At 42.8% G+C, this 12,325-nt stretch carries 17 protein-coding genes and 2 pseudogenes; 10 read left to right on the forward strand and 9 right to left on the reverse strand.

The annotated features are described in order from the left end of the window. Positions 1–99: 99 nt before the first annotated feature. From petL to IQ242_RS06340, 8 genes are all read left to right on the forward strand, one after another. Positions 100–201 carry a cytochrome b6-f complex subunit PetL gene (petL, locus tag IQ242_RS06305; RefSeq protein WP_002752397.1) on the forward strand — a complete coding sequence of 34 codons (102 nt, stop codon included), beginning with the start codon at positions 100–102 and terminating at the stop codon, positions 199–201. A gap of 63 nt (positions 202–264) precedes the next feature. Continuing rightward, the gene (locus tag IQ242_RS06310) at positions 265–720 is read left to right on the forward strand and encodes a DUF29 domain-containing protein (protein WP_193959391.1); all 456 of its coding nucleotides are present in this window, start codon (positions 265–267) and stop codon (positions 718–720) included. A 12-nt stretch (positions 721–732) separates the two neighbouring features. Next, a complete protein-coding gene (locus IQ242_RS06315; protein ID WP_193959392.1) occupies positions 733–1,188 on the forward strand; it encodes a DUF29 domain-containing protein in 456 nt (151 codons plus the stop codon). Positions 1,189–1,199: 11 nt separating this feature from the next. After that, positions 1,200–1,670: a DUF29 domain-containing protein gene (locus IQ242_RS06320; RefSeq protein WP_193959393.1), complete on the forward strand. Its 471-nt coding sequence runs from the start codon at positions 1,200–1,202 to the stop codon at positions 1,668–1,670. Further along, entirely contained in the window at positions 1,667–2,125 is a 459-nt protein-coding gene (locus IQ242_RS06325) for a DUF29 domain-containing protein (protein WP_193959394.1), read from the forward strand. The genes IQ242_RS06320 and IQ242_RS06325 overlap by 4 nt, the downstream gene beginning before the upstream one ends. Continuing rightward, positions 2,118–3,047, forward strand: a complete 930-nt coding sequence (locus IQ242_RS06330) for a YbhN family protein (RefSeq protein WP_193959395.1) — start codon at positions 2,118–2,120, stop codon at positions 3,045–3,047. Before IQ242_RS06325 ends, IQ242_RS06330 begins: the two co-directional genes overlap by 8 nt. A 360-nt stretch (positions 3,048–3,407) precedes the next feature. Beyond that, positions 3,408–4,280, forward strand: coding sequence for a Uma2 family endonuclease (locus tag IQ242_RS06335; RefSeq protein ID WP_193959396.1), 873 nt, complete (start codon positions 3,408–3,410; stop codon positions 4,278–4,280). 275 nt (positions 4,281–4,555) lie between these two features. Continuing rightward, positions 4,556–5,176, forward strand: a complete 621-nt coding sequence (locus IQ242_RS06340; protein WP_046661056.1) for a metalloprotease — start codon at positions 4,556–4,558, stop codon at positions 5,174–5,176. Positions 5,177–5,227: 51 nt separating this feature from the next. Here the strand turns inward: IQ242_RS06340 and IQ242_RS06345 are convergent, their stop codons facing one another. Further along, on the reverse strand, positions 5,228–5,398 hold the full coding sequence (locus IQ242_RS06345; protein ID WP_002742489.1) for a high light inducible protein: 171 nt from the start codon (positions 5,396–5,398) through the stop codon (positions 5,228–5,230). 88 nt (positions 5,399–5,486) lie between these two features. After that, positions 5,487–5,771, reverse strand: a pseudogene (locus tag IQ242_RS06350) (Bax inhibitor-1 family protein); the annotation flags it as partial. Here IQ242_RS06350 and IQ242_RS06355 point away from each other — a divergent pair. Beyond that, a pseudogene (locus tag IQ242_RS06355) lies at positions 5,763–6,122 on the forward strand (metalloprotease); the annotation flags it as partial. The pseudogenes IQ242_RS06350 and IQ242_RS06355 overlap by 9 nt on opposite strands. Before the next feature lie 51 nt (positions 6,123–6,173). Here IQ242_RS06355 and IQ242_RS06360 read toward each other — a convergent pair. From IQ242_RS06360 to IQ242_RS06390, 7 genes are all read right to left on the reverse strand, one after another. Beyond that, on the reverse strand, positions 6,174–6,344 hold the full coding sequence (locus tag IQ242_RS06360) for a high light inducible protein (protein ID WP_002742489.1): 171 nt from the start codon (positions 6,342–6,344) through the stop codon (positions 6,174–6,176). Between the two features lie 88 nt (positions 6,345–6,432). After that, positions 6,433–7,161: a Bax inhibitor-1 family protein gene (locus IQ242_RS06365; protein WP_043999493.1), complete on the reverse strand. Its 729-nt coding sequence runs from the start codon at positions 7,159–7,161 to the stop codon at positions 6,433–6,435. A 376-nt stretch (positions 7,162–7,537) separates the two neighbouring features. Further along, positions 7,538–8,518: a chlorophyll synthase ChlG gene (chlG, locus tag IQ242_RS06370; RefSeq protein WP_193959397.1), complete on the reverse strand. Its 981-nt coding sequence runs from the start codon at positions 8,516–8,518 to the stop codon at positions 7,538–7,540. A 6-nt stretch (positions 8,519–8,524) separates the two neighbouring features. Further along, a complete protein-coding gene (locus IQ242_RS06375; protein WP_193959398.1) occupies positions 8,525–9,601 on the reverse strand; it encodes an ArsA family ATPase in 1,077 nt (358 codons plus the stop codon). A gap of 22 nt (positions 9,602–9,623) precedes the next feature. After that, the gene (locus IQ242_RS06380) at positions 9,624–9,815 is read right to left on the reverse strand and encodes a DUF2862 domain-containing protein (RefSeq protein ID WP_002742483.1); all 192 of its coding nucleotides are present in this window, start codon (positions 9,813–9,815) and stop codon (positions 9,624–9,626) included. 390 nt (positions 9,816–10,205) lie between these two features. Further along, complete coding sequence (locus tag IQ242_RS06385; protein WP_193959399.1) at positions 10,206–10,538, reverse strand: hypothetical protein; 333 nt, start codon at positions 10,536–10,538, stop codon at positions 10,206–10,208. A gap of 222 nt (positions 10,539–10,760) precedes the next feature. Next, a complete protein-coding gene (locus IQ242_RS06390) occupies positions 10,761–11,657 on the reverse strand; it encodes an ABC transporter permease (protein ID WP_106909538.1) in 897 nt (298 codons plus the stop codon). Positions 11,658–11,883: 226 nt separating this feature from the next. Between IQ242_RS06390 and IQ242_RS06395 the strand changes: the two genes are divergently transcribed. After that, on the forward strand, positions 11,884–12,174 hold the full coding sequence (locus IQ242_RS06395; RefSeq protein WP_228020848.1) for a hypothetical protein: 291 nt from the start codon (positions 11,884–11,886) through the stop codon (positions 12,172–12,174). Positions 12,175–12,325 lie beyond the last annotated feature (151 nt).

Here is a 12,325-nt window from a genome sequence, read left to right on the forward strand (position 1 = left end):
CAGCAGCGCTTTGGGGAAGATATGGAAGACGAGGAAGGGGAAGGGCAAGAATAACGGTACAATGCTAAAAAAGATTAAATTACTTGGGAGATTTTCACCATGTCTGTGTTAGCTGTTGCTGCTTTAGCGGGTTATCTGATCGTTTTTACCGGAATTGCCCTCGGTCTCTTTTTCGGTCTGCGCTCCGCTAAAATTATCTAGTATATAAAAGCTGTAGTGATCGGTTTAACTGGTCACTATTGCCAATTCTAGGGGAAATAAAAAATGACTGTTATTCCCGACTTAAAAACTCTCTACGAAATTGATGATTCCCTCTGGTTAGAAGAAACTATAGAACTGCTCAAGGCTAAAAATTTTGAAGCGCTAGACTTAGAAAACTTAATCGAGGCGTTAGAAGACTTGGGAAACGAAAAAAAGTTTCGTGTTGCTAGTTTTTTACAGCAAATTATTCGTCATGCTTTGTTACTGCAATTTTGGACAAGGGAAAGAGAATATAATCAGGCTAATTGGCAAGCAGAGATAATAAGTTTTCAATATCAGTTACAGCGCTATTTAACCACAAATCTTCGTAAATATCTAGAACAGGAATTTGAGCAAATTTCCTTTGAGTCCCGGCAATACGTTCGTAAAAAAACTGATAATAAAGTCAACTTTCCCGATACTTGTCCCTACAGTTTAGAAGAACTTCTCGATCCTAATTGGCTACCATCTTACGAATAAAGGAGATAAAAAATGACTGTTATTCCCGACTTAAAAACTATCTACGAAATTGATGATTATCTCTGGTTAGAAGAAACCATCGAACTCTTAAAAGCGAAAAGATTTGACGCTTTAGATTTAGAAAACTTAATCGAGGAGTTAGAAGACTTGGGAAACGAGAAAAAGTTTCGTGCTGCTAGTTTTTTACAGCAAATAATCAGACATTGTTTATTATTACAATTTTGGACAAGGGAAAGAGAATATAATCAGGCTCATTGGCAAGCAGAACTGGTAAATTTTCAAGATCAATTAAATACCTACCTAACGGCAAGTTTACGCAAATATTTAGAACAAGAATTTGATAATATTTATCAGAAGGCACTCCGTTATGTGAGAAAAAAGACCAACAATCAAGTCAACTTTCCCAATACTTGTCCCTACAGTTTAGAAGAACTTCTCGATCCTAATTGGCTACCATCTTACGAATAAAGGAGATAAAAATGACTGTTATTCCCGACTTAAAAACTCTCTACGAAATTGATGATTCTCTCTGGTTAGAAGAAACTATCAAACTCTTAAAAGCAAAAAGATTTCAAGCTTTAGATTTAGAAAACTTAATCGAGGAGTTAGAAGACTTGGGAAACGAGAAAAAGTTTCGTGTTGCTAGTTTATTAGAGCAAATTATTAGATATTTCTTACTCCTACAGTTTTGGACGGAGGAAAGAGCATATAATCAGGAACACTGGGAGTTAGAAATAGTCAACTTTCAAATTCAGCTAAAAAGACGCTTAACCACCAATCTCCGTAATTATTTACAAAATGAGTTAACTAACATTTATGAAGATGCAGTTGTCTTTGTGCGGAAAAAGACCAACAATCAAGTCAACTTTCCCAATACTTGTCCCTACAGTTTAGAAGAACTTCTCGATCCTAATTGGCTACCATCTTATCATCAAGGAGATAAAAAATGACTGTTATTCCAGACTTAAAAACTCTCTACGAAATTGATAATTCTCTCTGGTTAGAAGAAACCATAGAACTCTTGAAGAATAAAAGATATGAAGCTTTAGACTTAGAAAACTTAATCGAGGAGTTAGAAGATTTGGGAAACGAAAAAAAGTTTCGTGTTGCTAGTTTATTAGAGCAAATTATTAGACATTGTTTACTCCTACAATTTTGGCAAGATGAAAGAACATATAATCGTAGTCATTGGCGCTCAGAAATTGTCAATTTCAAAAACCAGATCAACACTTATTTAACGACTAATCTCCGCAATTATCTCACTCAAGAATTACCTCTTATTTACCAGAAAGCCTTAAATTATGTTAGAGAAAAAACCGATAATCAAGTTAGTTTTCCTCAGAAATGTCCCTACAGTTTAGAAAATCTGATCGCTCTCGACTGGTTTCCTCCAGAAAATGAATAAAGGAAAAAATGAAATGCTGAAAAAGTTTCTACGTTGGCTGATTATTGGGGGAACCTTATTTTTTGTTCTCAGTAATCTTAAAAATAACTGGGATAACATCACCTCAGTTAGAATTGAAAATCACGGTTGGTTATTTCTTTTCTTGGCATTTGTAACCACAGTTATCGCTCAAATTTGGGCAGGATGGGTGTGGATATGGATACTAAAAAGCTATCAACAACCGATTAAAACCTCCACAGGAATTGGCATCTATATGATTACCAATTTAGGAAAATATCTACCTGGTAATATTGGCCACTTTTATGCTCGAATTGTGGCAATTAATAAAGCAGGAAGTGATTGGGGAACTGCTAGTTTAAGCGTTTTATTAGAACTTTTATTGCTGGTGTGTGCAGCCTTAGCCATAGCAGTTATTGGTAGTGGTTTAGGTTGGATGAAATCTAGCTCAAGTCTAAGGATACAGATATTAGTTTTAGGATTAATTTTAATCAGCATTCATCCCAAATTTTTAAATTATCCTCTCAAAATACTTAGCCAAAAGAAAAAGATTGCTCAAGAACCTGTTTATCTAACTAAATATCCTCTCATCCCTCTCTTGGGTGAAACTGGATTTTTATTGTGGCGCGGTGCGGGTTTTATTTTAGCTTGGATGGTATTAAAAATGATTACCCCCGCTCAGATATTACCCCTCTTAGGAACCTTTAGTTTTGCTTGGTTATTGGGTTTAGTTGTCCCCGGAGCGCCGGGGGGATTAGGAGTATTTGAAGCTACAGCGATCGCACTTTTAGACACAGAAAAATTTCCCGCCGCTAACGTACTTGTCACCGTTGCTATCTATCGTTTAATTAGCATTCTCTCTGAAGTCATTGCCGCTGGAATCGGGACAAAATTAGTTAAAGATAAAGCCAAGTTTTTTAGTTAGCTTAAGAATATTATTCGGGTGTGTTAGCCCAATGTAACGCACCCAGAAGAAAAGTTTTGATCATTGTTAAGCGAAGAGAATTTTCTCAACTCCTAAAATCTATCTCCTGACTTGAAAGAGAGTGTGGGGTGTGGGGTGTAGGGAAGGAAACCTCTTTCATCTGTGGGGGTGAAAATTTTTTCATCGGGACTGACTCCTAAATTCTGATGTAATATTATACCATTTTTCTTTATTTGCGTCACAACGAATGCAGGCCTGGCAAGCATTCGAGCGTGGATGTCTGTCATGGATTTAGAAATTTGGTATTAGGATCAATAACCAGCAAAAATATGGATACTCCCACCTAGAGAGGCCGAAAAAATGACGATTGCCAAAAGCGACGAAACTGCCACCTCTCCGGCACTGATAGAAGAAGATTTCGAGGACTTCTGGGAACCCACCCCACCCCCCACAGACTTAATTTTTGATGATGGTGAACCCTTGGAAAGCAACCGACACCGCATTGCCATGAATGTGCTGATTCGCTCCCTACAGGAAGGTTATGGTGAGCGAGACGACTTCTACACGGGTGGCAATATGTTTATTTATTTCAGCCGCGAACAGGCGAAAAATCGCGATTTTCGCGGGCCCGATTTCTTCGCTGTCCTCAATGTCGATGGCAGCAGAGAGCGACAGGGTTGGGTAATTTGGGAAGAAGAGGGACGTTATCCTGATGTTATCGTGGAATTAACCTCTCCTAGTACCGCTAAGACTGATAAAGTGCGAAAAAAAGCCATTTATGAGAGAACCTTCCGCACGCCGGATTATTTCATCTACGATCCTTTTGATGGCAATTCTTTACAAGGATGGCATTTAGGGGCCGACCAACGTTACCATTCTTTAGAACGAAACGAGCGCGGCTGGTTATGGTGCGAAACCTTAGGCTATTGGTTGGGAACTTGGGAGGGTACTATTGACCGAGAAACGGCAATTTGGGCCAGATTTTATGACCCAGAAGGCAATTTAATCCCCTTGCCAGAAGAAGCAGCACAGGAGCAAGCGGCTGCAGCACAAGAGCAGGCGGCTGCAGCACAAGAGCAGGCGGCTGCAGCACAAGAGCAAGCGGCTGCAGCACAAGAGCAAGCGGCTGCAGCACAGGAGCAATTAAATGCTACTCAGCAAGCTCTGGAAGCGGAAAGACAGCGTTCTCAACGGCTGGCGGCTCGTTTGCGAGAAATGGGGATAGACTTGTAGTACAAGTGTAACGAATGTTCGGGGTGGGGAGATGGGGAAATGACCTGATGGGGAGCTTTTTGCCTGACTGACGAGCAGATTTTCAACACAATCAGTGGTCGTGCCAAATTAATTTCCTAAACCTTGAGGAGAAATTCTGTCAACTTCGATCAAAAGCCGCGTAAATTCTGTATTTTCTCTGGAAGTCTTATACATGGCTTTTAAAATTGTGATCGTAGCAGTAGGCTAATTCAGATCAATTAAACTTCTTCCTCACTCCCGACTTTGTTAGTATCATGAAACCTAACTCTGGCCGTAAACGGTTATTATCCCTGATATCTGCTGTTTCCTGTAGTTCCCTCTTGATTTTATCCCCTCTAGCCCAGAGAGCGCAAGCAGACGATATTACGGATGCCCTAGAAGCGGTAATTGAATATACGGCTCAATTACACCAGATCAATTTTAAGTATTTGTTAAGCAATGGCCCGATAACCACTCCCTGCGGTGTAATTTCCCTAGCGGCCTTCTGCACTGTAGATAATACAGTCTATGTCAATCTCAAGCAAGTCACTCGCATTAGCGATAATCCCCTATTTCCCCTTTACGCCGTCGCTCACGAGGCTGCTCACGCTGTTCAGTGGAATCGGGGTATCGGTGGCATCGATGAAGGTGGAATGAGCATCGGCATTGAATTACAGGCCGATTGTCTAGCGGGAGATACCCTTTCCTGGTTATTTACCGAAGCGAGAGGTTTATCCAAACAGGATTATATAATAGCGGGAAAACTTCTAGCGGAAGCGGCTTCGGAAGTGGGCGATTTTGAAGCTCCTAATCGCTCCCACGGTACACCACAACAGCGAGGTGATTCGGTCCTGCAAGGATTCTATGGGGAAAATCATGAAACTTGTATGCGTTAGCTAACACTCAAGGCTGTATTTCCCCTAGAATGCCTAAAAAAGCCTAAAAAACTACTGTAACCCTAACCAAGATAACAGACCTTGGCCAGTGAGATACTCGATCAACAGGGTGATCACAAAACCAATCATAGCAGCCCTACCGTTGAGGCGCTCGGCATAGTCATTAAAGCCAAATTTGGGGTCTTCTAATTTGGGGGTTTGAGTCGGTTGTGGTTCAGTCATGATCTTTACAGGCTGTTTACATTTCTTTACTATTCTAGCGGAGTTAGAACTTAGGGTGTAACTAATTTCTAACTCCTCTCTATTTGCCCTAATCTCGACCGTTAAGAGCGATTAAAAGGCGCAGAATAAAGATAAATAGGTTGATATAGGTCAAATACATCGATAAAGCAGCACTAAGATACTGTTCATCTCTGTAGGTACGGGGCAAGATGTAAAAGTCCACCACTGCCGAACCAGCAAACAAGAAAACCCCGATGCCAGAAATGGCGATTTCTAACCAGGTGGGAGTAGCGCCACCAAAGATAGAGAAAATTAGCTGACCAATGAGAACAATAAAGAGAGCGAGAATACCGATGCTAACGGTCTCAAGCAAGTCACTCGCATTAGCGATAATCCCCTATTTCCCCTTTACGCCGTCGCTCACGAGGCTGCTCACGCTGTTCAGTGGAATCGGGGTATCGGTGGCATCGATGAAGGTGGAATGAGCATCGGCATTGAATTACAGGCCGATTGTCTAGCGGGAGATACCCTTTCCTGGTTATTTACCGAAGCGAGAGGTTTATCCAAACAGGATTATATAATAGCGGGAAAACTTCTAGCGGAAGCGGCTTCGGAAGTGGGCGATTTTGAAGCTCCTAATCGCTCCCACGGTACACCACAACAGCGAGGTGATTCGGTCCTGCAAGGATTCTATGGGGAAAATCATGAAACTTGTATGCGTTAGCTAACACTCAAGGCTGTATTTCCCCTAGAATGCCTAAAAAAGCCTAAAAAACTACTGTAACCCTAACCAAGATAACAGACCTTGGCCAGTGAGATACTCGATCAACAGGGTGATCACAAAACCAATCATAGCAGCCCTACCGTTGAGGCGCTCGGCATAGTCATTAAAGCCAAATTTGGGGTCTTCTAATTTGGGGGTTTGAGTCGGTTGTGGTTCAGTCATGATCTTTACAGGCTGTTTACATTTCTTTACTATTCTAGCGGAGTTAGAACTTAGGGTGTAACTAATTTCTAACTCCTCTCTATTTGCCCTAATCTCGACCGTTAAGAGCGATTAAAAGGCGCAGAATAAAGATAAATAGGTTGATATAGGTCAAATACATCGATAAAGCAGCACTAAGATACTGTTCATCTCTGTAGGTACGGGGCAAGATGTAAAAGTCCACCACTGCCGAACCAGCAAACAAGAAAACCCCGATGCCAGAAATGGCGATTTCTAACCAGGTGGGAGTAGCGCCACCAAAGATAGAGAAAATTAGCTGACCAATGAGAACAATAAAGAGAGCGAGAATACCGATGCTAACGGTTTGAGTCAGGGCTAAACCATCTTTTTCCGACAGATTCGAGCCGATATTCCGTCCCAAGACAAAAGCGATGCCGCAACCGAGGGCAGCAATTGCCACTCCTCGCAAACCAACACCGGAAGTACCTAAGGCCACATAGACGATTCCACTGAGAGTATAGCCAGAAAGAAGACTATAGAGAGTCAGCAGGGGCAGAGCAGTGCCTGTATTGCCTCTTTCCGCAGTATTACGGGCGACAAAAAATAAAATAATCTCGGCAATCAGAGCGACAAAGAAAGTCGGGAAGAAAATCTGGGGATAGGATTGGATCACACCTAAACCGCCATAGGTTCCCACCGCAGTCAAAATTAGACCGCCACCGAGATAGGGCAGGGCCTTGGGGATAACATTAGGGCCGATAAGTGCTTGGCTTTTAGCCTCGCGTAAAGCTTGACGAAAATTACTGGTATTACTCATGGTGACTAGGTTCGAGATACTTGTCTCAATCAATCTTGTTAAACAGAAACTATTCTTGATTAGTTCGTCAAGAATGCCGAATAGTTGGCCGAGAAGAAAGAAAGTTTTCCCCTCCAGCACAATCACCTCTTGATTGTAACGAAAAGACTGGTGATCGAGCTAAGTAGGTAGGTGTTAAAAATTGTCAGATACCCCCCTTATCAAGGGTGGATTAAGGGGGGATCGGCACCCCCCTTATCAAGGGGGGCGGGGGGGATCGAACTCAAAATCTATTTTCTACCCCTCTTGACGGATATAGTTACGGTAAACAGAAGCCCAATTCAAGCCGATTATGTCCCATAAACTGGATATTTCCTGTTTTTATTAACTACAATCTTCAGAGTATCCCCTGACCTAAAGCCAAACCTGTCACCAACATTCCTAACACTAGAAAAGGCTGGGCACTGGCTTGATATTTGACATCATTTTTGAGCGGATCCCGCAGAAAATACATATCTTGGAAAGTGATCTGGGGGATAATTAATAACAGTAAAATAGCGGCATAAAGATTCTGATGAATACTAATCAGATAGCCAGCAATTCCTGCTTGAAAAACATCGATCATAATCACACAAATCCAAGCGGCAGTGGTAATTCCGAACATGACTGGCAAGGATTTTAAGCCTAATTTTTCGTCACCCTCCACACTTTTAAAGTCGTTAACTACAGCAATGCCTAAACCCGCCAGACTATAGATGAGGGTTAGGATCATAATTGTCCAATTTAACTGACCAAAAAGGGCGTGACCTGCCCACCAAGGTAAGGCTATATAACTAGCACCGAGGGCATAATTTCCCAGCCAACCATTTTGTTTTAATTTTAAAGGCGGTGCTGAATAAATATAGGCAATAAAAGAACCAAATAGGGTTAAACAGAGCATGATCGGGAAATCATGACCAGCCCAGCGATCGAGAAGATAAGATATTCCTAACCCACCCACTAATAAAACCAAAATCTGGCCGACTACTTGCGGAATAGAAATTACCCCCGAAGGAATCGGACGATAGGGTTCATTAATTGCATCGATTTCTCGATCGTAAAAATCATTTAAAGTTTGGGTATAACCGGTCATCAACGGACCGGAAAGTAACATACAGGTGGCCGCTTTTAAGACATCTTCTAAAGACCAAGTATAATTCCCCGATGAAGCAGCCCCACAGACAACCCCCCAAATTAGAGGAATCCAAGTGATCGGCTTCATCAATTGTAAGCGGATTTTCCAGAGGGAGGTTTCTGCCGATGAGGCCCCTTTCATGCCCAATAATTGGCGAGTTTTGGCCCCTCGCTCGTCCTTGTTTTCTATCTCTGTGTTCGACATAATCCCTTAAAAAGAAATAATTAAGTAACCGTCTTGGAATTTTGCCCCTTTTACCGCTCGTCCGGTTAGAGGCGGTGGTACATCAATATTACGCCGTTGATCCCCGGCTTCGATGGTTAATTCTGGACCCGATTGCGTCAGTTTTACCTGTTTTTTCTCGAATCCGGGTAAATAAACCTTGACCTGAGCGGCTGCCGTATCGATTATTAACGGTTTGGGCGGCTGCACGGTGAGAAAATTGGGTAACTCGGCGATTAACTCCTGCCAATCTTCTCCTTGACGGTAGGGTAAAATCGCAGCCGGCAGCGGGGCAAAATCCTCCGTAGCACTCTGACAGCGATTAAAAATCACTCCCCCCACATTTAAACCGATTTGCTGCGCCCCACCCCAAAGATATTTGGCATCTGCGATCGCAATTGGATCATCATTGGTGACTAGATAGGCTAAAACTCGCCGAGGATCGGCTAAAGCGGAGCGTCCCTCGTCTAAAATGTTATTATCGGCCTTCTTCCCTAAACCGTCGGGATTAAAGGAGAAATTCAGCACAGCAGCGGCAATCGGTTGGAAAAAGGGAGAAAGGGTGCGACCGATCTCAGAATCGCTGAAAACCTGCCGAAAACGCCGTGAATACCAGCTGCCCACCTCTGGAATCCCTAACCTTCGCAGACTGTTGATATCTCCGCTGCCGTCGTAGATGATGACATCGTAATTTCCGCTTTTATCCTGTTCGCGCAGGAAATTTAAGGCTAGAGCTTGGTCCATTCCGGGTAAAACGCCCAACTCTTGACCATAAACATTTTTCAAGGTGGGAGAACGCAAATACTGCTTTTCTAATTCCTTGACTTCTTCCCAACTTTTTTCTAGTAACTGAGTACTACTAAGCTGGATAACCGAGAGATTGGGGGCAATTTCCGTGACGGAGGAGCTAGGGGAGGCCTTGAGGAGTAATCCCCAAGCGGGGCTAGGATCTTGACCGATCAAGAGAACTTTTGACCCCAGACCAGCCATTTTCTTTGCCGAAGCGATCGCTATTGTACTGCGACCGCTGCCCCCCTTGCCCAAAAAGGTCAAAATTAAGGACATAATTAATTCCTAAGCGTTATATTTAGATGAGTTTGAGTTCATCTTCAAAAAACCAAGTAGCGGTCTTATCATCGAACTGGACAACAGCACCAACACCGCTGCCATCGGTCATCTTAAAATTTTTGATGACACCCACTTTACCCAATTTACCCGCTACATCTGAGTTAACGCGGTCTCTTAAGCGACAGACCTTGACTTTTTGCCCGATTTCCATTACTTCCACAGTTTTAATAAGACGATAATTCAATAAACCAATCCTAAGTTTAATATAAATTCGTGTCAGATAAACCCCCCAATGCTCTTCAGTTATCGGTCTTTCTCAGATCATCTGCACTTAGCGATCATATATACTAAGTAGTTGGACAAAATCAACTTCTTGGTTAGGATGGGCAAGAGGCAAGAGGCAATAGGCAATAGGCAGTTAGATAAGTAGCTGGTTATAATTGAATTAAAAATGGATTTTAGGTTCGATCCCCCCTGCCCCCCTTGATAAGGGGGGTGCCGATAGGCGGGGGGATCTACCCTTAATAAGGGGGGCATCTGAAAGTTTTCAATACCTACCTATGTGCAATTAATTGTGTCTAGCTACTCAAAAAAAAGGGTTTTATTTGGTTTCTGGGGCAGGATTTTGCAGATTTTCTAGTTGTTCTCTTTGTTTGCGTTTAAACTCCTCGGCCGCGTCGTTGATATTATTGAGGGTGTCTTCCTGAAATTCCGCTCCGTCCCGGCTACGGCGAAAATTACTATTATGAATCAAGTCTAGAGGATTAAAACCACCGAGACTATCCCTGCCATCGGAACTACGTTCATTTTTTTGATAATCCGGCTGACTGGGGTTCAAGCTTTGAGCTAACACTTGCGGATTAAAACCAGCCCCGACCAATAAAATAGTAGCTAGGAATAAAGACGATTTGATCAACATTTTTTGAGTATTCATAATCTGACTAACTCCTCAGAAAATTAAGTGGGTAGCTGTTAAAAGTTGTCAGCCCCCCCCTTATCAAGGGGGGCAGGGGGAATCAGAGGCAAAATCTATCTTCAATTTAATTATAACTACTTACTTGTCTAGTTTTTGGTGGTGAGAAAGTTGCAGGCTTTTCAGTGAAAGTAACCTGATAACTGGTAACTGATAACTGATAACTGATGACTGATAACTGATTTAAGCAAAACGACGACGAAGTAAGGGCTGAATTGCTAAAAGGATTAGCAGATCAAAAGCTAAGAGCAGGGCTAAAACTGTCAAGAAATTGAGGTCAAGCCAAGGGGTTTGTAAGACTATGCTATCAAAAGACCAGTGCTGATTGAAATAAATATAACGGATCGGTTCGATCGCATAGGTGAGAGGGTTGAGACTAGCGATTACTTGTAACCAATCTGCCATAAAGTTTAAGGGAGCGAGGGCGGTACTGGCAAATAAAAGCGGTAAATTGGTGACGAAAATGACGGCGATTAATTCGATATGTCCGGGGAGAGCAAAGGTTAAACTGAGACTTAAGGCAGTCATCCCCAAAACGATCAGAAACACAATCAAAGCGATCGCACCTAATCCGGCTAAACTGGGCAATCCGGCCCCTAAAAAGGCACTAGCGGCCACGATCGAGGCGGTTTGGATGAAACTGAGGGCGATAATATAGATGGTAGAAGCGGCCACGATCGAGTAACGAGTGGTTAAAGGTGCCACCAAGAGACGGTTAAGGAAGCCAAATTCTCGATCGAACATTACCGGCAAACCAGCATTGAGGGCCCCAGAAAAAGCGGTAAAGACAATCACCCCGGGGGCGAGAAATTTAGCATAACTGAGATCGTTGCCGAATAGACCCTGGGGAGCCTTATAAAACAATGCCCCAAATAAAATCAGCCACATAAAGGGCTGAATTACCCCCGCGATTAGGGTTGAAGGACGACGTTGTAATTGGATGAACAGACGTTTAGTCATGGCCAGAGTTTCTTGCAGAAATTCCCCTAGCACATTTCCCCCATCGTCCACCGTTGCTGCTCTAGTGGGATTGGGGGCTAAACTAGCTTTTAAGGAAGAAGGTGTGATGGTTTGGCTCATGAAATATTTACCTCTAATGCAGTCTCAACGAGTAATTTAGATAGTCAACAGTTTATAAGTGATCAGATGGCTCTCTTGGGGTCCCGGTGATCAGCAAATCCTCTCGAAGAAAAGGCTGACACCCTACCACTTCTCCAATATACAAGGGGCGCAAGCCCTGGGGGAAAGAAATGTAAATATTTATTAAATTGTAGCTTTTAATACAATGTGCGTGGGAAAAGTGTGTATGATGCCGTCGGCTCTCTATTCCTGTTTAGTTCTAAAAATGAAAAATCTAATTTTAGCGGCGCTGAGTCAAAAATCTCTCTCAGTTGGTATTGTGGCATCAGCCGTTTTCTTCGGTACTACTAGCCACGCCTTGGCCAGCGTTCTGATTGCCGGAGCTGCCGATCCGAGCTACCTCAACGACGTTCAGGCAAAAATTGCTGGAACTGGCCTGATTTCTGGGAGCGTAGATATACTGCCCACATTCCGCACCCTCAACTGTCACATAAGCTGTCCCCCTCCAGAGACTTGAGTAAAAATACTTATCTGGTGAAGATTTTCTCGGTGGCCGCTAGGGGGATATTGAGACCCCTAATTATGAAAAAATAGGAATTGTTGGAAAACTTAGGCAGTGGGCTGTTCGACCATGAATCAATCAACAGAAATTGAAGTCAAAAATCTAG

The sequence above is a fragment of the Microcystis sp. LEGE 08355 genome (assembly GCF_015207185.1).
Taxonomy (GTDB): Bacteria; Cyanobacteriota; Cyanobacteriia; order Cyanobacteriales; family Microcystaceae; genus Microcystis; species Microcystis panniformis.